Source organism: Kribbella sp. NBC_00482, assembly GCF_036013725.1.
In the GTDB taxonomy this organism is placed as follows: domain Bacteria; phylum Actinomycetota; class Actinomycetes; order Propionibacteriales; family Kribbellaceae; genus Kribbella.
Genome location: NZ_CP107881.1, coordinates 3,736,031 through 3,756,040, shown reverse-complemented (window position 1 = coordinate 3,756,040; position 20,010 = coordinate 3,736,031). Strand labels below are relative to the sequence as shown.

Annotated in this window: 23 protein-coding genes; 11 read left to right on the top strand and 12 right to left on the bottom strand. The window is 69.5% G+C overall.

Going from position 1 to position 20,010, the window contains the following annotated elements:
- Positions 1-30 precede the first annotated feature (30 nt).
- Together OHB24_RS18540 and OHB24_RS18535 are read left to right on the top strand one after the other, a co-directional pair.
- Entirely contained in the window at positions 31-492 is a 462-nt protein-coding gene (locus tag OHB24_RS18540) for a gamma-glutamylcyclotransferase (RefSeq protein WP_327640301.1), read from the top strand.
- Positions 493-501: 9 nt separating this feature from the next.
- A complete protein-coding gene (locus OHB24_RS18535; RefSeq protein WP_327640300.1) occupies positions 502-2,136 on the top strand; it encodes a phospho-sugar mutase in 1,635 nt (544 codons plus the stop codon).
- Between the two features lie 48 nt (positions 2,137-2,184).
- Here the strand turns inward: OHB24_RS18535 and OHB24_RS18530 are convergent, their stop codons facing one another.
- The 4 genes from OHB24_RS18530 to OHB24_RS18515 form a co-directional block, all read right to left on the bottom strand.
- Positions 2,185-2,634 carry a hypothetical protein gene (locus OHB24_RS18530; RefSeq protein WP_130382735.1) on the bottom strand — a complete coding sequence of 150 codons (450 nt, stop codon included), beginning with the start codon at positions 2,632-2,634 and terminating at the stop codon, positions 2,185-2,187.
- A 163-nt stretch (positions 2,635-2,797) separates the two neighbouring features.
- Complete coding sequence (locus OHB24_RS18525; RefSeq protein WP_327640299.1) at positions 2,798-3,760, bottom strand: neutral zinc metallopeptidase; 963 nt, start codon at positions 3,758-3,760, stop codon at positions 2,798-2,800.
- A 113-nt stretch (positions 3,761-3,873) separates the two neighbouring features.
- On the bottom strand, positions 3,874-4,770 hold the full coding sequence (locus OHB24_RS18520; RefSeq protein ID WP_327640298.1) for an alpha/beta hydrolase: 897 nt from the start codon (positions 4,768-4,770) through the stop codon (positions 3,874-3,876).
- A gap of 7 nt (positions 4,771-4,777) precedes the next feature.
- A complete protein-coding gene (locus tag OHB24_RS18515; RefSeq protein WP_327640297.1) occupies positions 4,778-5,338 on the bottom strand; it encodes a PH domain-containing protein in 561 nt (186 codons plus the stop codon).
- Between the two features lie 46 nt (positions 5,339-5,384).
- Here OHB24_RS18515 and deoC point away from each other — a divergent pair, with 46 nt between their 5' ends.
- From deoC to OHB24_RS18490, 5 genes are read left to right on the top strand one after another with little or no spacing between them, the layout of a single operon-like run.
- A complete protein-coding gene (deoC, locus tag OHB24_RS18510; RefSeq protein WP_327640296.1) occupies positions 5,385-6,341 on the top strand; it encodes a deoxyribose-phosphate aldolase in 957 nt (318 codons plus the stop codon).
- 5 nt (positions 6,342-6,346) lie between these two features.
- Positions 6,347-7,783 (top strand): aldehyde dehydrogenase family protein, encoded by a 1,437-nt coding sequence (locus OHB24_RS18505; RefSeq protein ID WP_327640295.1) that lies wholly within the window; start codon positions 6,347-6,349, stop codon positions 7,781-7,783.
- A 25-nt stretch (positions 7,784-7,808) separates the two neighbouring features.
- Positions 7,809-8,654 carry an aldehyde dehydrogenase family protein gene (locus tag OHB24_RS18500; RefSeq protein WP_327640294.1) on the top strand — a complete coding sequence of 282 codons (846 nt, stop codon included), beginning with the start codon at positions 7,809-7,811 and terminating at the stop codon, positions 8,652-8,654.
- Positions 8,655-8,694: 40 nt separating this feature from the next.
- Entirely contained in the window at positions 8,695-9,708 is a 1,014-nt protein-coding gene (locus OHB24_RS18495) for a S66 family peptidase (protein ID WP_327640293.1), read from the top strand.
- A 58-nt stretch (positions 9,709-9,766) separates the two neighbouring features.
- Entirely contained in the window at positions 9,767-10,063 is a 297-nt protein-coding gene (locus OHB24_RS18490; RefSeq protein WP_327640292.1) for a hypothetical protein, read from the top strand.
- Here the strand turns inward: OHB24_RS18490 and OHB24_RS18485 are convergent.
- Positions 10,060-10,656, bottom strand: coding sequence for a hypothetical protein (locus OHB24_RS18485; protein ID WP_327640291.1), 597 nt, complete (start codon positions 10,654-10,656; stop codon positions 10,060-10,062). The two genes, OHB24_RS18490 and OHB24_RS18485, sit on opposite strands and share 4 nt — an antisense overlap.
- A 17-nt stretch (positions 10,657-10,673) precedes the next feature.
- Positions 10,674-11,684 carry a serine/threonine-protein kinase gene (locus OHB24_RS18480; RefSeq protein ID WP_327640290.1) on the bottom strand — a complete coding sequence of 337 codons (1,011 nt, stop codon included), beginning with the start codon at positions 11,682-11,684 and terminating at the stop codon, positions 10,674-10,676.
- Between the two features lie 41 nt (positions 11,685-11,725).
- Here OHB24_RS18480 and OHB24_RS18475 point away from each other — a divergent pair, with 41 nt between their 5' ends.
- The gene (locus OHB24_RS18475; protein WP_130382753.1) at positions 11,726-12,265 is read left to right on the top strand and encodes an RNA polymerase sigma factor; all 540 of its coding nucleotides are present in this window, start codon (positions 11,726-11,728) and stop codon (positions 12,263-12,265) included.
- On the opposite strand, the gene pepN is transcribed toward OHB24_RS18475, so the two are convergent.
- The 3 genes from pepN to OHB24_RS18460 are packed head-to-tail and all read right to left on the bottom strand — an operon-like array spanning position 12,252 to position 16,210.
- Entirely contained in the window at positions 12,252-14,699 is a 2,448-nt protein-coding gene (gene pepN / locus OHB24_RS18470) for an aminopeptidase N (RefSeq protein ID WP_327640288.1), read from the bottom strand. The genes OHB24_RS18475 and pepN overlap by 14 nt on opposite strands.
- A 10-nt stretch (positions 14,700-14,709) precedes the next feature.
- Positions 14,710-15,099 (bottom strand): hypothetical protein, encoded by a 390-nt coding sequence (locus OHB24_RS18465; protein ID WP_327640287.1) that lies wholly within the window; start codon positions 15,097-15,099, stop codon positions 14,710-14,712.
- A 10-nt stretch (positions 15,100-15,109) separates the two neighbouring features.
- Positions 15,110-16,210, bottom strand: a complete 1,101-nt coding sequence (locus tag OHB24_RS18460; RefSeq protein WP_327640286.1) for an FAD-dependent oxidoreductase — start codon at positions 16,208-16,210, stop codon at positions 15,110-15,112.
- A 71-nt stretch (positions 16,211-16,281) separates the two neighbouring features.
- Between OHB24_RS18460 and OHB24_RS18455 the strand changes: the two genes are divergently transcribed.
- A complete protein-coding gene (locus OHB24_RS18455) occupies positions 16,282-16,980 on the top strand; it encodes a TetR/AcrR family transcriptional regulator (RefSeq protein ID WP_327640285.1) in 699 nt (232 codons plus the stop codon).
- On the opposite strand, the gene OHB24_RS18450 is transcribed toward OHB24_RS18455, so the two are convergent.
- Positions 16,977-17,852 (bottom strand): LysR family transcriptional regulator, encoded by an 876-nt coding sequence (locus OHB24_RS18450; RefSeq protein WP_327640284.1) that lies wholly within the window; start codon positions 17,850-17,852, stop codon positions 16,977-16,979. The genes OHB24_RS18455 and OHB24_RS18450 overlap by 4 nt on opposite strands.
- Before the next feature lie 82 nt (positions 17,853-17,934).
- On the opposite strand from OHB24_RS18450, the gene OHB24_RS18445 reads away from it, so the two are divergent.
- Together OHB24_RS18445 and OHB24_RS18440 are read left to right on the top strand one after the other, a co-directional pair.
- Complete coding sequence (locus tag OHB24_RS18445; protein ID WP_327640283.1) at positions 17,935-18,678, top strand: sulfite exporter TauE/SafE family protein; 744 nt, start codon at positions 17,935-17,937, stop codon at positions 18,676-18,678.
- Entirely contained in the window at positions 18,675-18,965 is a 291-nt protein-coding gene (locus OHB24_RS18440) for a hypothetical protein (RefSeq protein ID WP_327640282.1), read from the top strand. Before OHB24_RS18445 ends, OHB24_RS18440 begins: the two co-directional genes overlap by 4 nt.
- Before the next feature lie 119 nt (positions 18,966-19,084).
- Here OHB24_RS18440 and OHB24_RS18435 read toward each other — a convergent pair whose 3' ends face one another.
- Positions 19,085-19,579 carry a YkvA family protein gene (locus OHB24_RS18435; RefSeq protein ID WP_327640280.1) on the bottom strand — a complete coding sequence of 165 codons (495 nt, stop codon included), beginning with the start codon at positions 19,577-19,579 and terminating at the stop codon, positions 19,085-19,087.
- Complete coding sequence (locus tag OHB24_RS18430; RefSeq protein WP_327640279.1) at positions 19,580-19,981, bottom strand: DUF3592 domain-containing protein; 402 nt, start codon at positions 19,979-19,981, stop codon at positions 19,580-19,582.
- Between the last annotated feature and the right edge of the window lie 29 nt (positions 19,982-20,010).

Genomic DNA, 20,010 nt, shown 5'->3' with positions numbered 1-20,010 from the left:
GGAGGTCATTCTTCCGTATCCTCTGATTCCGTGACCCTGTACGCCGCGTTTGCGTCGAATCTGGACCCGAACCTGATGTCCGAGCGGTGCCCGTACTCGCCACTGCGCGGGACCGGCTGGATCACCGGCTGGCGCCTCACCTTCGGCGGCGAGGAGCTCGGTTGGGAGGGCGCGATGGCCACCGTGGTCGAGGACCCGGCCGAGCCCGCCAACCAGGTCTTCGTGGCGCTGTACGACATCCACCCCAAGGACGTCGAGCGCCTGGACGAGTGGGAGTGGATCGACCAGGGGGTCTACCGCAAGATCCAGGTCCGGGTGCAGACCCTGGACGGCGAGCAGCTGGCCTGGATGTACGTGCTGAACGCCTACGAGGGCGGTCTGCCCTCGGCCCGCTACCTGGGCATCCTGGCCGAGGCCGCCGAAGCGGCCGGGGCTCCCGACGACTACGTGGCGGACATCCGCTCACGGCCCTGTCAGTCGTCGGGTCATTAGAGTGCCCCTGTGACCGATGATCTGAAGGCCGCCGCCGAAGCGTGGCTGAGCGAAGACCCCGACCCCGACACGCGCGCCGAACTCGAGGCGCTGCTGGACTCCGGGGACACTTCTGAGCTGGCCGACCGCTTCTCCGGCACCCTGGAGTTCGGTACGGCGGGTCTGCGCGGCGCCGTCGGCGCCGGACCGAACCGGATGAACCGGGTCGTCGTGATCCGCGCCGCCGCCGGGCTCGCGGCGTACCTGAAGGCGAAGGGGCTCACCGACGGCCCGGTCCTGATCGGGTACGACGCCCGCCACAAGTCGGACGTGTTCGCGCAGGACACGGCGGCCGTGATGCGCGGCGCCGGCCTGGACGCCGTACTGCTCGACCGGCCGGCCCCGACGCCGGTCGTCGCCTTCGGGATCGGGCACCTGCACGCGGTGGCCGGCGTGGTCGTGACCGCGTCGCACAACCCGCCGCAGGACAACGGCTACAAGGTCTACCTGGGTGACGGTTCGCAGATCGTGCCGCCGGCCGACGCCGAGATCGCGGCCGCGATCGCCGCTGTCGGCCCGCTGGCCGACGTACCGCGGGGCGACGACTGGCAGACGACCGGGGACGACCTGCTGAACGCCTACCTGGACCGGATCGCCCAGCTGGTGCCGGCCGATGCGCCAAGGGACCTGAAGGTCGCCTACACGCCGCTGCACGGCGTCGGGCGGACCCTGGTCGAGGCCGCGGTCGCCCGCGCCGGATTCGCCGTACCGCAGGTGGTCGCGTCGCAGGCCGACCCGGACCCGGACTTCCCGACGGTCTCGTTCCCGAACCCGGAGGAGCCGGGCGCGATCGACGCCGCGCTGGAGCTCGCGCGTTCGATGGACGCCGATATCGCGGTCGCGAACGACCCGGATGCGGACCGGTGCGCGGTCGCCATCCCGGACGCGACGGCGCCTGGTGGCTGGCGGATGCTGCGCGGGGACGAGCTCGGCGCGCTCCTCGGTGAGTTCCTGCTCGCGCCCCGGCCGGATGGGGTCGCCGCGTGCTCGATCGTTTCGTCGTCACTGCTCGGCAAGATCGCGGGGTCGTACGGCGTCCGGTACGTCGAGACATTGACCGGGTTCAAGTGGATCGGGCGGGTGCCGGAGCTGGTCTTCGGCTACGAGGAGGCGCTCGGGTACTGCGTGGATCCGGCGGCCGTGAAGGACAAGGACGGCGTGTCGACGCTGGTCCGGGTGCTGCAGCTGGCCGCGCAGGCGAAGGCGGCGGGACGCACGCTGCTCGACCTGCTGGACGATCTCGCGGTCAAGTACGGACTGCACGCGACCGACCAACTGTCGGCGCGGGTCGAGGATCTTTCACTGATTGCCCAGGCGATGGACCGGCTCCGCGCCGCGCAGCCTACGACACTCGGGGCGTACGCGGTCGAGCGGATCGACGACCTGAGCAAGGGGTCGGAGTCGTTGCCCCCGACGGACGGGCTGCGGTACACGCTGTCCGACGGCGCACGCGTGGTCGTGCGCCCGTCGGGTACGGAGCCCAAGCTGAAGTGCTACCTCGAGGTGGTCGTCCCGGTCACGACGGACGTCACCTCGGCACGTGCTCAGGCGGCCACCGCGTTGGCAGCCGTCAAGACCGACCTGGCTGCCGCGGCAGGTATCTAGCCGCGGCAGTGTTCTGGCTTCAGAGCACCTGGCGGGTGGCTCTGGAGCTCAGCGGGCGGCTGCGGCGGCTTCGGCTTCCTCGGCGTGCAGGGAGCTCTGCAGCGACGAGTGCAGGATGCGGAGCGTGCTGGTGGACTGCATCAGCGCGTCCCGCTCGTCCGGGTTCCGGTTGGCCAGCGCGGCGATGTCGCTGATGGCCGCGTCGATCCGGGCGATCCGGTCGGCGACCGAGCCCTCCTGGCTGCTGGCCCGGCGGATCGCCTCGGACGTGACCGTCCAGACGTCCTCCTTGTCGTTGGTACGCCGGGACATGTCCACCATCTGGCTCAGCGCGGCGAGGTCGTGGTCGACCTGGGTGCGCTCCACCGGCACGGTGATCCCCGCGGTCGCCTGCCGCAGCCGGGTGACGTGCCCGGACAGCTCCGACCAGGTGCTCCGGCCGCTCTTGATCTTGTCCAGCACCTTCGCGTACTCGGTGTTGAACTCGTCGTAGTTCACTGTGACTCCTGCCGTTCGATGCTCGACTCAAGAACTCTAGGGCGTCCGCACCCGAAACAAGTAACCACACGATCGCAGATCGTGCAGGTGTCGCCAAAAAGAAACAGCCGCCCGGTACGCCAACGCGTACCGGGCGGCTGAGTTACGTACTTACGTCAGCTGATCAGGCGACGTACGTGGAATTCGCGTTCCACGTGTTGCAGTTGCCCGCGACGGTGTAGCTGCGCGACGCGTTGAAGCCGGCCTTCGACCAGAAGCCGTGGTTCTTCAGCGAGCCGTGGTCACGCGGGTAGCCCGGCTGGTCGCCGGAGTTGTTGACGACGTACAGCCACTGCGTGTACAGGCCACCGCTCATCGGGTAGTAGCGCTTGTTCGCGCCGATTACGGCCCCGCCGAGGCAGGACGCCTGCAGCTCACGACGACGGCTCTCCTCCATCTGCGCGGCGTACGTGCTGAACGCGCGCTGACGCGCCCACGAGGCACCCAGGATGCCGGTCAGCCACTGGACCGCGTGACCGTACTCGTGCGAAGTCACCTGCGTCGCGTAGGCACGCGCCAGGGTCGGGCTCTGGCCCCAGAAGCTCATGATCTCGGGCGCGTAGATGTAGATCCAGGACTTGCCGTTGTAGCCACAGAAGAACGAGGTCCTCGTGACCGCACCACAGTAGGAGTTGGCGGTGGCGGCGGTGTAGAAGACCAGCTTCGGGGCCACCTTGTACGCCGCACCGGCCTGCTTCAGCGGCAGCGCCCACGCGGCATACGTGCACCTGTACAGCTGGGAGACGTAGGCCTGGACGCCCGCGAGCGTGCGCATCGAGACGTTGACCTCCTTGCACTTCGACGGGGTCACCGGCCCCGTCTTGTACAGGCGGTTGTAGCGCACGAGGTTCAGCGTCGACGACTTGGTCGTCACATCGGCACCAGCCGGCGGGGCGCCGACCACGAGGGCAGGGGTGCTGATCGGGAAAATCGGGTCGGCGGTCGTCGCCGCAGCGGACGTGGCCGCCGTGTTGGTCGTGCTGGAGGTCTGCGCGGCCTGGGCGTTCGGCAGCGCCGTCGCCGCGAGCCCGGCCAGGGCTGCGACGGTGGCGAAACCGCGCAGGGTGGTACGGGAGAGGTTGACCATGAGCTCCACTCTCGATGTGTCTAGGGACCTGTCGGAGCCAATCCTGGAGTGCACAGGGGTTCACTCGGGGTTGGACACGGGCTCTGACGCGGCGATTCACACCACAGTTCCGCTCAGCGACCGACTTTTTCGCCCAGAAATCGCAGTTGGTCAGGGAGCATGCGCCGCCAGTAGCCAGGAGTGTGTACGCCGGCCTGCTGCCCACCGGACGCCTGCAACTGCTCGCGAAGGTCCCGGGCGGCGTCCGCGAACGGGTCGTCGCGGCCGCAGTCGATGCGGACGGCAACGTCCCGGAAACCGCTCGGCCGGTCGAACACCTGGCTGCGCTCGAAATCCCCGGGGTCGTCGAACGCCCCCGGCTGTGCGTCGGCGTAGCTGCGCCACAGCGCCGGGCTGAGCGCACCGACCGCGACCGCTTGCGCGGACGGCCGAACCCGCCGTTGCCAGTAGTGCAGGGCGACCCACAGCAGGGCGCCGTACCCGCCCATCGACCAGCCGAGGACGCCGAACCGGCCGGTCTGCAGCCCGCTACGGGCCAGTAGGGGAAGGAATTCCTGGTCGAGCATGAATCCGGGGTCGTTGCCGTCGGCCCGGCGATGCCAGTAGCTGTCCTGGCCGCCGTCCACGGTCGCGAGCGCGAACGGCGGCGTACCTGCGTGGACCGCGGCAGTCAGATAGCGGTCGATACCGAGGTCGTTGACGGCCGACGTGTGGTCGCCCCCACGACCGTGCAGGACGAGAACGACGGGCAGTTCGGCCGATGCGTCGTACCCGTCCGGGTAGATGACGCTGTAGCCGACCTTCGTACGGCGGCCGAACGACTCGAAGCTCCCGGACACCACCGGACCCGCGGGTACGTCGGGTACGACGCCGTCCTGGCCGGTGAGACCGAGAACGTCGTGCACCCGGGCGCGGCCGGGGATGACGCCCGTTTCCAGGGCAGCCACCGCGGCGACGCCGGTCGCCGCAGCGACGGCGCCGGTGCGGACGAATGCACGGCGAGTGAGCACGCGCCGGTCAGCGGACCACGGCCGCGACGACCGCGATCACGGCGAGGACGCCGAACACGGCCAGCTCGGGCTTCGCCCAGCCGCTGATCACGTCGCCCTGGGACTTCCCGGCGTACTGCTCCTGGTGGTGCTCGACCCGGTTGACGACGAAATCGGCCTTGGAGATCGAGCTGTCCGCGGCGAGCTTGCGGCCGCCGACCCGCTGCTTGCGAAGGTCCCGCATGACCAACTGGACGCCGGGGGCGCGGAGCCGGTCGCCGTCGGTGTGTACCCGGAGGATGTCGGTCACATCGACGCCGGTCACCTTCGACCACGGGATCCGGTGGTCGCGCAGGTGGTTACGCAGCAGCAGGTTCTCGGGGCTGAGGGTGACCGACGGCCGGATCAGTCCGACGTACGTCAGCACGATGAACATCCCGATGACGCTGGCGACCAGCAGCCCGGTCGCGGTCCGCCACTCCAGCAGTATGTCGACCAGGCCGAGCACCCCGATCACGATCACGATGGACCCGGTGATCCGGTTCGAGGCGGACAGGTACTGCTCGCTCTCCGGCGATTTCGACTTCACCCGCACAAAGTAACCGGCGGTCCGGAACGGCACTAGACTGCCGTGGGTGACCACACTCGACAGCGGCGTCGACAGCTTGGCCGACGTGACCTCGTCCGAGGATCGGCTGCGCCGGTTCCTGCTCGGGCTGCCGGGCGTCGACCAGGTCGGCGCGGAGGCCCGCGCCGCCACCCTGAGCACGCGGTCGATCAAGACCACCGCCAAGGCCTACGCACTCGACCTGGCGATCTCGATGATCGACCTGACCACGCTGGAGGGGCAGGACACCCCCGGCAAGGTGCGGGCCCTGTGCGCGAAGGCGAAACGGCCCGACCCGGCCGACCCGACGGCTCCGCAGGTCGCCGCGGTCTGTGTGTACCCGGACCTGGTCGCGACCGCGAAACGCGAGCTGCAGGGCTCCGGCATCAACGTGGCGAGTGTCGCAACCGCCTTCCCCAGCGGGCGTTCCAGCCTCGCGATCAAGATCCAGGACACCAAGGACGCGGTCGCGTCCGGCGCCGACGAGGTCGACATGGTGATCGACCGCGGCGCCTTCCTGTCCGGGCGGTACGCGATGGTCTTCGACGAGATCGCCGCGATCCGCGAGGCGGCCGGCGACGCGCATCTGAAGGTGATCCTGGAGACCGGCGAGCTGGTCACCTACGACAACGTCCGGCGGGCGTCCTGGCTGGCGATGCTGGCCGGCGCGGACTTCATCAAGACCTCCACCGGCAAGGTGTCCCCCGCGGCCACGCTGCCCGTCACGCTGGTGATGCTGGAGGCGGTCCGCGACTACCACGAGGCCACCGGACTGCACATCGGCGTCAAGCCGGCCGGCGGGATCCGGACCGCGAAGGACGCGATCAAGTACCTGGTCACCGTGAACGAGACGGCCGGACCGGACTGGCTGGACCCGGAGCTGTTCCGCTTCGGGGCGTCCAGCCTGCTGAACGACCTGCTGATGCAACGCACCAAGCTGGCCACCGGGCACTACCCGGGCCCCGACTACTTCACCTTGGACTGACAGGCATGAGCAGATTCGAGTACGCACCGGCCCCCGAGTCGCGGGCGATCGTCGACATCAAGTCGTCGTACGGGCTCTTCGTCAACGGCCAGTTCGTCGAGGCGACGGACGGGAAGCCGTTCAAGACCGTGTCCCCAGCGTCCGAGGAGGTGCTCGCGGAGGTCGGCGAGGCCGGACCGGCGGATGTCGACAAGGCCGTTCGCGCCGCCCGCAAGGCGTTCGACAAGGTCTGGGGCCCGATGAGCGGCAAGGACCGGGCGAAGTACCTGTTCCGGATCGCGCGGCTGATCCAGGAGCGCGCCCGTGAGCTCGCGGTGCTGGAGTCGCTCGACAACGGCAAGCCGATCCGCGAGTCCCGCGACGTCGATATCCCGTTGGTGGCCGCGCACTTCTTCTACTACGCGGGCTGGGCCGACAAGCTCGAGTACGCCGGAGTCGGTGACGACCCGCAGCCGTGGGGTGTCGCCGGTCAGGTGATCCCGTGGAACTTCCCGATGCTGATGCTGGCCTGGAAGATCGCGCCCGCGCTCGCCGCCGGCAACACCGTCGTACTGAAGCCGGCCGAGACGACCCCGCTGACCGCGCTGGCGTTCGCGGAGATCTGCCAGCAGGCCGATCTTCCGCCGGGCGTGGTGAACATCGTCACCGGCGCAGGCCGCACCGGCCAGGCGCTCGTCGAGCACCCGGACGTGAACAAGGTCGCCTTCACCGGCTCGACCGCCGTCGGTCGCGCGATCGCCAAGTCGGTCGCGGGTACGCACAAGGCGGTCACGCTGGAGCTCGGCGGCAAGGCGGCGAACATCGTCTTCGAGGACGCGGCGATCGACCAGACCATCGAGGGCATCGTCAACGGCATCTTCTTCAACCAGGGCCACGTCTGCTGCGCGGGTTCGCGGCTGCTGGTCCAGGAGAGCGTGTACGACGAGGTCCTCGCGCGGCTGAAGCGCCGGATGAGCACGCTGCGCGTCGGCGACCCGCTGGACAAGAACACCGACATCGGCGCGATCAACTCGGCGGCCCAGCTGGCGAAGATCCGCGAGCTGTCGCAGATCGGCGAGGACGAGGGCGCCGAGCGCTGGTCGCCGGAGTGCGAGCTGCCGGCCAACGGCTACTGGTTCCCGCCGACCGTGTTCACCGGCGTATCCCAGGCACACCGGATCGCCCGCGAGGAGATCTTCGGGCCGGTGCTGTCCGTGCTGACGTTCCGGACCCCGGCCGAGGCGGTCGAGAAGGCGAACAACACCCCGTTCGGCCTGTCCGCGGGGATCTGGACCGAGAAGGGTTCCCGGATCCTCTGGATGGCGAACCAGCTGCGCGCCGGCGTGGTCTGGGCGAACACGTTCAACCGCTTCGACCCGACGTCGCCGTTCGGCGGCTACAAGGAGTCGGGCTACGGCCGCGAGGGCGGTCGCCACGGTCTGGAGGCCTACCTTGCCCATTAAGGACCCCGCCACGCAAAGGCTCGAAGTGCGCAAGACCTACAAGCTCTACATCGGCGGCGCCTTCCCCCGCAGCGAATCCGGCCGGTCGTACGTCGTGAACAATGCCAAGGGCAAGTTCCTGGCGAACGCGTCGCAGGCCTCCCGCAAGGACGCCCGGGACGCGGTCGTCGCGGCCCGTAAGGCGTTCGGCGGCTGGCACGCGCGGACGGCGTACAACCGCGGCCAGGTGCTGTACCGGATCGCCGAGGTGATGGAAGGCCGGCACCAGCAGTTCAGCTCGGAGGTCTCGCAGTCCGAAGGGCTGTCGATCGCCAAGGCCCGCGCGGTCGTGGACGCGTCGATCGACCGCTGGGTCTGGTACGCCGGATGGGCCGACAAGCTCGCCCAGGTGGTCGGCTCGTCGAACCCGGTCGCGGGACCGTACTTCGACTTCTCGTTGCCCGAGGCAACCGGTGTGGTCGCGGTGCTCGCCCCGCAGGACTCCAGCCTGCTCGGGCTGACCAGTGTGATCGCGCCCGCGATCGTCTCCGGCAACACGGTCGTCGCGGTCTCGTCCTTCGAGCGCCCGCTGCCGGCCGTGACGTTGGGCGAGGTGATGGCGACCTCCGACGTACCGGGTGGCGTGGTCAACCTGCTCACCGGATCGGCGTCCGAGATCGGGCCGTGGCTGGCGTCGCACGACGACGTCAACGCGATCGACCTGTGCGGCGTCGCGTCCGACGACGAGGCCCGCGACCTGGAGATCGCCGCAGCCGGCAACCTCAAGCGGGTACGCCGTCCCGCCGACGAGGACTGGTCCGCGGATCAAGGCCTGTCGCGACTCACGCAGTACCTCGAACTGAAGACCGTCTGGCACCCGATCGGCGTCTAAATCACTCACGCCTGGGGCGGAAGCGTCGTACAGTCGGCCCATGCTTCAGCCTGGTGACAAGGTCGCGATCGTCTCGCCGTCTCGTGGACTACCGGAGATCTTTCCCGGTCCGTACGAGCTCGGGTTACGCCGGCTGCGGGACGACTTCGGGCTCGAACCGGTCGAGTACCCGACGACCCGGAAGCTGCAGTCGACCCCGCAGGAGCGGGCCGCGGACCTGCATGCGGCCTGGTCGGATCCGTCGATCCGCGCGGTGTTCGCGAGCATCGGCGGCGACGACCAGATCACCGTGTTGAAGCACCTCGACCCGGCGGTGTTCCAGGCGGGCCCGAAGCCGTTCTTCGGCTACAGCGACAACACGAACCTGCTGAACTTCCTGTATTCGCTGGGTTTGCCGGCCTTCCACGGCGGCAGCGTGATGGTCCAGTTCGGCCGCGGCGGCGCGATGCACCCGGACACCGAACGCTCGCTGCGCGCGGCGATGTTCACCGGCGGCGAGTTCGACCTGACGCCCGCGAAGGGCTGGACCGACCACGACCACGACTGGAACGTCCCGGAGAACCTGGAGACCGAGCCGCCGCAGTTCCCCGGCACCGGCTGGACCTGGAGCGGGTCGCAGGCGGTCAGCGGGAAGCTGTGGGGCGGCTGCATCGAGATCCTCGACTGGCAACTGTCCGCGAACCGCTGGATGCTCCCGACCGAGTCGTACGGCGGCGTGCTGTTCGGCGAGACCAGCGAGGAGATGCCGTCCTCCGAGGACGTCTACCGGATCCTCCGCAACTTCGGCGAACGCGGCCTGCTCGAACGCTTCGACGCGGTCCTCTGGGGTCGCCCGAAGTCCAGCTCGCTGTCCAACGAGCTCACCGCCGAGGAGTCGGTCGCCTACGTCACCGGCCAGTACCTGGCGGTCGACCGCGCGCTCGCGGAGTACAACCCGAACGCCGTCGTCGTGAAGGGCCTCGACATCGGCCACACCGACCCCCAACAGGTCCTCCCGTACGGCGGCCAGATCCACATCGACCCCGCCGAACAGCGAATCACCGTCACCTACTGAACAACCGCGCCGACTGCGCTCCGCCTTCGATACACTGCGCGGAATTGAGGGGGTTCTTATGTCGCCCAACTGGTGGTTGTTGCTGATACCCGTCGTCCTGATCGTGTTGGGCGTGCTCGTTCCGAGGGCTGTGCTGAAGGCGCAAAGGGCATCGGTCGATCTGAGGCCGGCGACGGCACCACATGACGCAGCTCCGACGGGCTTCGAGCAGTCGTCGCAGGAGAGCCGAGAGGAATTCGTGCGGAGGCATTGGCAGCGTCCCGGCGTGGTTGCCAACGGCGTGACGCTGGTCGATCTCTACGATCGCATCCGGGCCCTTGAGGAACGTGTCGCCAGAGCCGAGCAACAGAGCTAGCGAACGGTGGTTCGGGTCAGGGCCGGGTTGGGGTTGGGGTAGCAGGCGACCGGTGCGGTGGTGGTGATGAACTTCCATTTGATCTTGGCCTGGAAGGTGAGGCCGGGGTCGTCGTAGCTGGTGCCTTTGAGTTTGGTCTCGATGGTGGTGCCGGCGCGGCCCGACTTCAGGCGGACGCTGAGGGTCGGCAGTTGGAAGTTCGCGCCGCCGGGGATCGGGCCGGCGACCTTGACGACTGCGACATTTCCCTCGAGCTGCACGGTCGGCGTGGAGTTCAGGCCGGATCCGCCGGCGAGGCCGGCGCTGACGTAGGACGAGTTCGCCGGAATCGGCACCCGGAGCGTGAGGTCGCGGACCTCCTTGAGCTTGAAGCCCTTGACCTCGCCCGGGAGCGTCCCGGGCTGCAGGTGGACAGCGATCGTGAAGCGGGTGTTGGCGCGGACGACGGCCGGTGCCTGCGCGTCGACGCCCTGCCGCAGCGACACCGTGTGCCGGCCGAACTTGGTGTCGGCGCGGCAGGCGTAGGTGGCAACCGGCGGACTGGTGGGAGCAAGCAAGGCAAGAACCACCGCAAGACTGCAGTAAGTAGCCATATGACTACTCTATGCAGTCATCGCCCGAAGAGGAACCATCCACCGGCGCCCGCGGCAACGAACACCACAGGCAGGGCCAACAGGAACCACGCGCGCCTCCGACGGCGTCGACGTACCGGTGGATCGGTCGCGACGGTCGTGTCCAGGTCGTCGTCGGTGATCTCGGTGCGCTCGGCGGCCCGCAGCGGCGCCTCCTGCTCCAGCCGGTACGCCTCCGCCTCCAAGCGTTCGGCCAGCGTGTCCGCGCGCTCCCAACGGTCGGTGACCCGGTACGCCAGCGCCCGCGCGAACACGTCGTCGAGTTGCCCGACCGAATCGTGCAGCACCGAGCGCAGGCTCGGCGGCGCCAGGTCCGGGTCCCGGTTCAGTACGTCGCCGATCGAGCCGGCGGAGTACGGCGGATGCCCGGTGACGAGCGCGTACGTGACCGCGCCGACCGCGTAGATGTCCGCCCGCTCGTCGAACCCTCCGTCGCCGCGACCCTGCTCGGGCGCCATGTACGACGGCGTACCGACAGCCTGCGTGAGGCCGGACGCCTCGGCGGCACGTTTCGCCAGACCGAGGTCGGCGAGCACGATCCGGTGCGTTCCGCCGCCGACCTCGTCACCCGGCCGCAGCAGCAGGTTCGCCGGGGTGACGTCGCGGTGTACCACGCCCTCGCTGTGCAGGGCAGCCACCGCCCGCGCCAGGTCCGCGCCCCACCAGAGCGCGTCCACCGCGTCGAGCCGCCCTTGCTTCAGTACGTCGCCCAAGGTGCCGCCGCCGACGTAGTCCATCACGAAGTACGGCCGCCCGTCCGGGAGCTTGCCCAGGTCGAACACCCGCACCACGCGGTCGCTGGAGATCCGCCGCATCAACCGCGCCTCGGACAGGAAGCGTTCGCGTACGTCGGCGCGCGACGCCCAGTTGTCCGCGAGAACCTTGACGGCCACGTCGACATCCAGGTCGTCGTCGTACCCCCGCCATACAGTCGCGAACGCGCCCGCGCCGATCTTGTCCCGTAACCGGTACCGCCCGATGACATCCATCCCGGCTATTGTCGACCACAACCAGGTTTAAAAGGGGGAGCATGACCGAGGAGTTGGAAGAACTCGGGGCCAGGGCGGCGTCGGGGGACAAAACTGTGCTTCCACAACTTCTTCAGGCCATCCGGCCGCAGGTGCAGCGGCGGGTGGCCAAGTTCCTGCCGTACCGGGAGGACGCCGAGGAGGCGGTCCAGGACACCCTGCTCCAGGTGGTGAACAAGGTGCACACCTTCAAGGGCACCGGCAGCTTCGCGGGCTGGGTGACGATCGTGGCCACCAACCAGGCCCGGCAGACCTACCGATCGCTGAAGCGCCGCGCGGTCGAGCAGTCGGCCGAGGTCATGCCGGAGTCCGTCGACCCGCGCACCACCTCGGTCATCGCCGGTTCGCGCCTCGACCTCCTCGAGGCCCTCGAAGCACTGGAGTCCAGCCACCCGCAACTCGTCCAGCCACTCGTCCTGCGCGATCTCGGCGCGATGTCGTACGCCGAGATCGCCGACGAACTGGACGTCCCGCTCGGCACGGTCAAGGCCCGCATCCACCAGGCCCGCAAGGCCGTCGCGGAACGCCTCACCGTCCGCTGAAGGTTCGGCGGATCGCGAGGGCGCGGTGGAGGTCGTCGAGGAAGTTGGCGGTCTTTCGCCGGATCCCCGAGTTCACGGACTCGTCCGCGATCAGTGCCTCGGCCGGGGTGACGAGGTTCGCGTCGACGACGTACCGGGGTGCGATCCGCGTCGTGGTCAGGCCGACCACCATGCCGGCCCGGATGTCGGCGGTCGGCGCGATGTCGGTGAAGAACCGCAGGACGTACGGCGCGGTGATCGCGGCCTGCCCCGGGTGCCAGAAGCCGTCGGCCGCGGCCAGCAGTTCCTGTACGCCGACCGACGGATCCGTCATGATCCGCGTCCACGCCACCTCCTTGCCGTCCGGCAGCGCGGCGCGGCACCGGGAGGCCTGGGCCACGCCCTCGGTCGACTTGTCCCGGTCCAGCTCGGCGTCGATCTCGGTCGCGCCGAACTCGCCGAGCCGGACGAGCCGCAGCACCAGCGCCCACCGCAGGTCCGCGTCGATCTCGAGACCGTCGGGTACCGCTGAACCGTCGAGCCACGACCGCAGCAAGGCAACGTCGTTCGTCGTCGAGATCAGGCCGCGAGCGGTCACCAGCTGGAGACTGCTGCCCGGCGCGGTCGTGGCCAGCTTGCTGCCCAGGGCGTCGGCGACCGGTCCGCGCGCCTCGTCGTACTCCAGGTAGCCGCCGAGGATCCGCTCCTCGAGCCAGCGGACCAGCGAGCCGACGGCGACGTCGCTGTCCTCGTGCGGGAGCGCGGCCGTGAAGAGTTCCAGTGCCTGCCGCGGGTCCAGCTCGGCGTCCGCGACCGCGTCCCGGATCGAGTTCCAGATCACCGCGCGCGTGGTGCCGTCCGTGATCGCGGGCAGCACCGTCGGCAGATTGGCAAGGCTCGTCGGGTCCAGCCGGATCTTCGCCCAGGTGTCGTCGCCCGCATCCGGCACCACGACGCCGGCGTCGTTGCTCAGTGCAACTTCCACCGAGTCCTCGGCGATCACCACCTCGACCGAGGCGGCTGATCCGTCCACGTCGTACGCGCCGACGCTCAGCTTGTGCAGACGGCGGGACTCGTCCGGGCTGCTCCGGTGCAGCACGACGCCGGCACCGGTCCGCTCGGCGGTGATCGTGTCCACCCCGGACGTCCGCAACCATTGGTCCGACCAAGCGTCTAGATCCCGCGCGCCGGCCTCGGTGAGCTTGGCGATGAACTCGTGCAGGTCCGCGTTCCCGTACTCGTGCGCCTCCAGATGCGCGTTGACGCCCTTGAGGAAGACGTCGTCACCGAGGTACTTCGCCAGCTGCTTGAGGACCGCTGCGCCCTTCGCGTACGAGATCCCGTCGAAGTCGTCGAGCGACTGCCGCGCGTCCTTCAGGCTGTCCGGCGCGACCGGGTGCGTCGAGCTGCTCTGGTCGGTCTGCAGCCCCCACCACTTGCGGACGAACGCGAAGTCGACCCAGTTGCCGCGGTAGCTGGTCGCGTCCTCGGCCACGCGGTGCGCCATGTACTCGGCGAACGACTCGTTCAGCCACATGTCGTTCCACCACTTCATCGTGACCAGGTCGCCGAACCACATGTGCGCCATCTCGTGCACCAGGATCCGCGAGCGGGTACTGCGTTCGGCGTCGGTCACCGGCCCGCGGAACACGAGGTCGTCGGAGACCGTGACGCAGCCCGGGTTCTCCATCGCGCCGAGGTTGAAGTCCGGCGCGAAGACCTGCCAGTACTCACCGAACGGGTACCGCGCGCGGAACATCCGGTGGTAGGCGTCGAAGGCGTCCCGGGTGGTCCGGAACAGGTCCTCGGCGTCGCGCTCCAGGTGTTCCTTGAGCGACTGCCGGCAGGCGAGACCGAGCGGAATCCCGTCGTACTCGCTGCGGAGCTGGTGGTACGGACCGGCGACCAGCGTGACGAAGTACGTCGACAGCGGCTTGGTCTCGGCGAGCGCCCACTCCCCCGGCGCGGTGCGGGTGGCCGCACCGTTGCCGAGGACGCCCCAGTCCTCGGGGCACTTCACCGTGATCGTGTACGGCGCCTTGAGGTCGGGCTGGTCGAAGCAGGGGAAGTACCGCGGCGCGGACTCCAGGGACGACATGCCGTACGTGTAGACGCGACCGTCCGCGGCGTCGACGGAACGCTGCAGTCCTTCGCCGTCGGCGGCGTACTTCAGCTCGGCGGAGACGACGAGATCGTTCTCGGCCTGCAGTCCGGTCAGTGGGAAGCGTCCGCCGTCGAGCGCGCTCGTGTCGAGAGTCTGGCCGTTGAGCTCGACGCTGATCAGCCGCTCGGGCTTCACGTCCACCCAGCTCGTGCTGCTGGTCGCTCCGAACCGGATCCGGCTGGTCGTGACGAACGTGCCCCCGTCACTGGTCAGGTCGAACGCGACCTCGTACGACCGCAGGACCAGGTCCGTCGCCCGCTGCCGGGCCTCTTCAACTGTCAACGCGCGCATGGGTGCAACGCTATCTCGACGCTCCAGTCGCCTTCCGGCGTGCGGTGTCTGCTGCCAGCGAAGCGACGGCCCGGATCTGGTCGTTCGTCGCGCTCTCCAACACGGTGGCGATCAGCTCGGCGTCTTCCGGTTCAGCCAGCGTCGTCAGCACGTTCAACGCACTCAGGTGATCGAAGCCGGCCGGGACGTCGTCGCTCGCCTCGGCGGGCGGCCGCGACACGATCCCCACAGCAACCTGCCGCACCTCGTCCGCCATCGGTTCGAGCGGGTTGCCGCCGCTCACCTGCGTGTACGCCGCGGCCACCTGGTACATGTTCAACGCCCGGCACACCATGCCGAGGTTCTGGCTGTGCAGCAACGCACCGAACGCCTGCAGGGGAATTGCCTCGTCCGGGTTCATACCCGAAACGCTAGTCCACGGGGTCGGGCTGGAAGAACTGCAGTACCTTCTGGCCGGCGTCCGGTCCGGAGATCATCTCCAGCGCTCTCGCGGAGAGCTTCGCGGCCTCGGTGGCGCGGGCCTGCATCACCGGCTCGTAGGCCGCCACTGCGGCGTCGAGGTCGTCCGGGCGCGCAGCGATGGTGAGGGCGAGTTCGGCCGCGTCCAGCATGGCCGCGTTCGCGCCCTCTCCTACCGGCGGCATCAGGTGCGCGGCATCGCCGAGCAAGGTGATCCCGGACCGGCGCGGCCAGGTCAGGCCGATCGGCAGTACGGCGATCTTGCGCACCACGAACGGCTCGTCACAGGCGCGCACCAGCCGACCGAACCGGGGATCCCAGCCGTCGACCAACCGGGCAGCGTCGGTGTGTTCGTCGACCAGATCCTCCGGACCCTGCCGCGACAGACTCACTCCGATGCTGCCGTCGCCGTGCCGCTGGGCGGACAGCCGCAGGTCGGGGCCGAAGACCCAGAAGTTGCCGCGGCCAACCATCTCGGCGAGTTCGGGCTGGGTGCGATCCGCGTCGTGGATGGAGCTCTGCAGCGCGATGGTCCCGGCGTACTCGGGCTCGGCGTCGGTCAGCAGCCGGCGGACCCGGGAGTTCGCGCCGTCGGCGCCGACGAGCAGGTCGGCCTCCACCAGGCTGCCGTCGGCGAAATGTACGACGTACCCGCCGGCAGACCGTCGCTCGGCGTGGCTGAAGGCGCTGTCCCAGCTGATCGTGCCGGCCGGGAGCGAGTCGACCAGCAGGTCGCGCAGGTCGGCGCGGTCGATCTCCGGACGGGCCATCGGCGCATCGTCCGGCGTGTCCTGCTGGAACAGCAGCTTGCCGGTGTGATCCAGCATCCGATGGTCCTGCCCCTCGCGCCGGGCCGCGGCGAGGAACTCGCTCTCGAGCCCGGCCGCACGCAGGGCGAGCTGACCGGTGTCGGTGTGCAGATCGAGCATGCCGCCCTGGGTCCGGGCCTGGCGGGAGGCGTCCCGTTCGTAGACGACGGCGTCGATGCCGTGGACGTACAGGACCCGCGCGAGCGTCAGCCCGCCGGGACCGCCGCCGATGATCGCGATCATGATCAACTCTTCTCGATACACTGTATTGGCAATATACATCGTATCGAACGAGGCAATGTATCGTTCGACAGGTGGCAGACACTCCGTCGATCTGGGATCGGCCCGAGCCGCCCGAGCGGCGGGCGCCCAGCCCGTTGAGCCGGGAGCGGATCGTCCGCGCCGCCGTCACGCTGGCCGACGCCGAAGGCCTCGAGGCCGTGTCACTGCGCAAGGTCGCGGCGGAGCTCGACGCCGGCCCGATGCGGCTGTACCGCTACATCGGCACCAAGGACGAACTGCTCGACCTGATGGTGGACGCGGTGTACGCCGAGATTCCGCCACCGACCGGATCGGGCTGGCGCGAGGTCGCCAGGTCGTACGCCCACGGGATCCGGGAGGCCGGCTTGCAGCACGAGTGGCTCGCCGACCTGCTCGACGGACGGCCGCGCTTCGGCCCGGCGGCCGTCACCCACGCCGAGGCCACACTGGCCGCGCTCCGGGTGGCCGGCTTGCAGGAGATCGACACGATCATGAGCACGGTCGAGGTCCTCTCCACCTACCTGCGCGGCGCGGTTCGGACCGAGGTCGGCGAGCGGCGCGCCGAACGTGCCTCCGGTCTCGACGAGCGCGAATGGCAGCACGCGATGGCGCCGCACCTGCTCGCGATGTTCGCCACCGGCGACTATCCGATGATGTCCGAGGCGATGCACGACGCCGAGCACCGCACTGCGACCGAGCGGTTCGATCAGGGACTGGGCTACCTCCTGGACGGCATCGAGCAGAGCCTCTAGCCGGTCGCGGCCGCGTGCAGGTGGGTCGCGAGGAGATGCGCGGGCTCGGGCGCGTTCGCGGCGTAGCAGAGCAGGTGCTGGCGGGTGGACCAGGAGTCCTGGAGCGGGCAGATCTCGACGGCGGTGCTGGCGTCGACGGCGCGCCGGGGCACGATCGCGAGGCCCGCACCCGCGGTGGCCAGGGTGATCAGGGCGTGCAGCGTGGGTACGACGGTGCGGTAGCGCGGCGCCGGCGCGTGCGGTCCGAGACGATCGTCCATCCACTGGCTGAGCGGCGAGTTCGGGACGAGACCGACCAGGGGATGCTCGGCAACCTCGGCGTACGCGATCGAGGCTCGGCCGGAGAGAGTGCCGCCGGCCTGGCCGATCACGACCAACGAGTCGTCGGCCAGCGGTTCGGTCCGTAACTGGGTCGGCTCGTCGTCGAGGATCACGCCGAGGTCCGCCTCGCCGGCCGCGAGCAGGCGGACGCTGCGGATCGTACGGCGCTCGCTCACGTTCACGTCGTACTCCGGATGGTCGCGGAGAAACGTGGCGAGGGCGGCCGGGACGAGCTGATGCATCGCGGACCCGCCGGCGACCAAGCGGATCGGCGCCGATCGCGACACGGCGTACGACGCGACCGCGCTGTCCAACCGGGTGGTCTCGGCGAGCACCTCGCGGGCGTGCCGGGCCAGGGTCGCGCCGGCCGGGGTCAGCCGGACACCCCGGCGCTCGCGCACCAGCAGGGGGACGCCGGCCTGCGCTTCGAGCGCTCTGACCCGCGCACTCGCCGAAGGCAGACTGAGGTGCATCACGCGCGCGCCGCCGGTGATCGAGCCTTCCGCAGCGACGTGGGTGAAGAGCCGGAGATCGTCGAGGTCATACCGCATGGAACTAGCCTACGGCTCAGACTAAGGCTGGCTACGGGGATCGCGCATTGTGGAGTGCGCGCCGAACCCGGATCCTCGAAGGGTGCTGCTGATCCTCCTGGCCGGTGTCGCGGCCGGCGCGCTGAACGCCGTCGGCGGCGGCGGGAGCTTCGTGGCACTCGCCGCCCTGGTCGCCGCCGGGATGCCGCCGGTCACCGCGAACGCGACCACGACCGTCGCGCTGCTGCCCGGGAACGCGACCAGCGCGTGGGTCTACCGCCGCGAGCTCGAGGGCCTCGCGGAGCCGTCGATCGGCTCGGTGACGCTGGCCAGCGTGCTCGGCGGGGCAATTGGCGCGTTCCTGCTGCTGTTGTTGCCGTCAGCATCCTTCGATGCTGCGGTGCCGTGGTTGCTGGCGTTCGCGACGGTCGTCCTGATGTTCGGCCGGCGGCTGACCGCGGCACTGCGGCTCGGACGGCCGGGGCCGGCGGTGATCCTGGCCGGGCAGTTCCTGCTGGCGATCTACGGCGGGTACTTCGGCGGCGCGGTCGGGCTGATGATGCTCGCGTTCTGGACCGCGACGACCACCCTCGATCCGGCGCGCGGCAACCCGCTGCGGGTCATCCAGGTCGCTGCCGTCTACCTGACCGCGGCGGTGATCTTCGTGTTCGCGGCCGACGTACTCTCGCAGCCGTTGCACCTGGTCGCGCTGCTCGCGGGTGCGGTGATCGGCGGGTACGCCGGGGCGCATCTCGTCCGGCGACTGCCGCCGACGATGCTCCGCGGGCTGGTCCTCACCACGGCCGTCCTGATGACCGGCGTGTTCTTCGTGCGAGCGTTCGCATGAAGCCCGGGCAACTGGCGATGGCCTACCAGGCCTGCGAGGTCGCGGAACTGGCGGCCGCGGCGGTCGAGCTGGACGATCCTGCGGAGGCTGCGGTGCACGCGGCCCGGGTGCTCGCGGCAGCACAGCGATTGGTCGCCGCCGCCGGCCGACTCGGGTCCAACGACGTACCGGTGGATCCGTTGCAACGGTTCGCCTACGACCATCCCGAAGAGGCCGCCGACGACATCGCCAACTGGTCCCACGACCGAGCCGCACCAACTTGCCGATCCTGCTCACCGCGCATTTGATGGGTTGGCGTCCCAGATGCAGGGTTGACGACCGATATCCCGGACGCTAACCCTGCATCTCGGACGTCTACCCACCAACGGCACGGCAGGCCACGACCCGCGGATGTGGCGGGCGATGGCTACGGGTTGGCGCGACGACCGCTGGGGGGCTCGTGATGCGGCAGCTGCTCGCGCTCGCGGCGCAGGTACAGACCGGCCGCGGTCGACACGCTCGTGAGCAACCAGACCACGACTCCCGCATCGTCGGTGACGCCAATGACCGGCATCAGGTCCGGGAGGATGTCGATCGGCGAGACCAGGTAGACGAGGGCCAGCAGCCAGAGGAACGTCCGGCTCTTCGGCAGGTCGGCGTACGTGCCCCGGCGTACCTCCCGGAGCAGCCGCGGCAGCGCCTGCGCGCGCTCGATCACGTTTCCAACCGGCACCGGCTCGCCGTTGGCGATCTTCCGCCGCCGGACCGCCCGCCGGCGCACCACACCCAGCGCTCCGACCCCGGCGCCGATGACGAGCAGCCCGATCCCGACCGCAACCGAAGGCAGCCCGATGACGTCACCGTCGCGGAGCAGCAACGTCAGCAGCCCGATCAGCCCGAGCAACCCACCGAAGTACACCATTCACCAAGGGTAGGGCGAGACCTCTGGCCGTGCCTGATTCGACGGGCCGCCCCGCCACAGCGCCATGACCAGGGCAGCGACGCACAGGACGACCCCCAGGCCCAGCACCATGCCTGGCACCCAGTAGCTGAACCCGTCGGGCACGTCCACCCGGCTGGGCTTCTGCGGGTCGTACACCACCCGGATCGTGTCGCCGCGCTCGCGGATCGTGTCGTACCGAATCTTCGCGGTGAGCGGCTCACCTTCCCGCGTCGTGTAACTGACGGTGATCCGCGCACGCTTCCCGTTCTTTACGTCGAGAAGGGTGGCAGTGACGACCTCGCCGCGATGCTCCAGCACGTAGACCGTGTGCAACTGGACGAAGCCGACCACGAAGACAATGACCGCCCCGACCAACGCCATGACCGCCTGAACCTTCCGGTCCGGTCGGC

Coding starts and splice junctions, on each gene's coding strand:
- OHB24_RS18525 (WP_327640299.1), bottom strand. CDS start 3,760: ATGGTCAACCTCTCCCGTACCACCCTGCGCGGTTTCGCCACCGTCGCA.
- OHB24_RS18505 (WP_327640295.1), top strand. CDS start 6,347: ATGAGCAGATTCGAGTACGCACCGGCCCCCGAGTCGCGGGCGATCGTC.
- OHB24_RS18495 (WP_327640293.1), top strand. CDS start 8,695: ATGCTTCAGCCTGGTGACAAGGTCGCGATCGTCTCGCCGTCTCGTGGA.
- OHB24_RS18490 (WP_327640292.1), top strand. CDS start 9,767: ATGTCGCCCAACTGGTGGTTGTTGCTGATACCCGTCGTCCTGATCGTG.
- OHB24_RS18485 (WP_327640291.1), bottom strand. CDS start 10,656: ATGGCTACTTACTGCAGTCTTGCGGTGGTTCTTGCCTTGCTTGCTCCC.
- OHB24_RS18480 (WP_327640290.1), bottom strand. CDS start 11,684: ATGGATGTCATCGGGCGGTACCGGTTACGGGACAAGATCGGCGCGGGC.
- OHB24_RS18475 (WP_130382753.1), top strand. CDS start 11,726: ATGACCGAGGAGTTGGAAGAACTCGGGGCCAGGGCGGCGTCGGGGGAC.
- pepN (WP_327640288.1), bottom strand. CDS start 14,699: ATGCGCGCGTTGACAGTTGAAGAGGCCCGGCAGCGGGCGACGGACCTG.
- OHB24_RS18465 (WP_327640287.1), bottom strand. CDS start 15,099: ATGAACCCGGACGAGGCAATTCCCCTGCAGGCGTTCGGTGCGTTGCTG.
- OHB24_RS18460 (WP_327640286.1), bottom strand. CDS start 16,210: ATGATCGCGATCATCGGCGGCGGTCCCGGCGGGCTGACGCTCGCGCGG.
- OHB24_RS18450 (WP_327640284.1), bottom strand. CDS start 17,852: ATGCGGTATGACCTCGACGATCTCCGGCTCTTCACCCACGTCGCTGCG.
- OHB24_RS18440 (WP_327640282.1), top strand. CDS start 18,675: ATGAAGCCCGGGCAACTGGCGATGGCCTACCAGGCCTGCGAGGTCGCG.
- OHB24_RS18435 (WP_327640280.1), bottom strand. CDS start 19,579: ATGGTGTACTTCGGTGGGTTGCTCGGGCTGATCGGGCTGCTGACGTTG.
- OHB24_RS18430 (WP_327640279.1), bottom strand. CDS start 19,981: ATGGCGTTGGTCGGGGCGGTCATTGTCTTCGTGGTCGGCTTCGTCCAG.